The organism is Mameliella sp. CS4, from assembly GCF_019392335.1.
Taxonomy (GTDB): Bacteria; Pseudomonadota; Alphaproteobacteria; order Rhodobacterales; family Rhodobacteraceae; genus Antarctobacter.
On sequence record NZ_JAHXRQ010000076.1, the window covers coordinates 1 to 1,013 of the forward strand.

The following is a 1,013-nucleotide window of genomic DNA, read 5'->3' on the forward strand; positions in this document are numbered from 1 at the left end:
TGCCTGTATCTGAACCCCAACGACCGAGCCGAGCTGCAGGCTCTGGTCACCGACCGCAACACCCCGCGCAAGCTCGTCTGGCGGTCCGGGATCGTGCTGGCGACGGCGGACGGCCATGGCACCTTCGAGATCATGCGGCGCGCGAACACCTCCAAGCCGACAGCTTGGCGGTGGCAGGAGCGCTACCTCGACGAGGGTGTGGCGGGTCTGAAGCGCGACAAGACCCGTCCTTCCCGGGTGCCGCCGCTGCCCCGGGAAACCCGCCTGAAGGTGATCGCGAAGACGGTTCAGGAGACGCCTGCGACCGCCACCCACTGGAGCCGTTCGACGATGGCCGAGGCGGTCGGCATCTCGCCGTCGAGCGTGGGGAGGATCTGGGCGGAGGCGGGGCTGAAGCCGCATGTCACGCGGAGCTTCAAGGTCTCGAACGATCCGATGTTCGAGGAGAAGGTCACCGACATCGTCGGGCTCTATCTCGACCCGCCGGACCGGGCCGTCGTGCTGTGTATGGACGAGAAGTCGCAGATCCAGGCACTCGACCGGACGCAGCCGGGGCTGCCGCTGAAGAAGGGCCGCGCGGCCACGATGACCCACGACTACAAGCGCCACGGCACGACCACGCTGTTCGCGGCGCTGGATGTGAAATCGGGCACGGTCATCGGCCAATGCCTGCCCCGCCACCGGGCGAAGGAGTTCCTTAAATTCCTGCGCTGCATCGAACGCTCCGTGCCAAAGTCGCGCGAGGTGCACCTGGTCCTCGACAATTACGCCACCCACAAGACGCCTGACGTGAAGGCCTGGCTCCACAAGCATCCACGCTTCAAGCTGCACTTCACCCCGACCAGCGCATCGTGGCTGAACCTCGTGGAACGGTTCTTCGCCGAGATCACGTCGAAGCGCATCCGCCGCGCCAGCTATTCCGGCGTCGATGACCTCGAGGCCGCCATCTATGACTACCTGCTCCAGCACAACGCCAGCCCGAAACCCTTCACCTGGAGCAAGACCGCCGAGGA

1 protein-coding gene is annotated in these 1,013 nt (G+C 65.8%); it reads left to right on the forward strand.

Going from position 1 to position 1,013, the window contains the following annotated elements:
• Nucleotides 1-3 precede the first annotated feature (3 nt).
• Nucleotides 4-1,013: IS630 family transposase (locus KZZ07_RS26580; protein ID WP_219519919.1), on the forward strand; the 1,010-nt coding region annotated here is incomplete at its 3' end.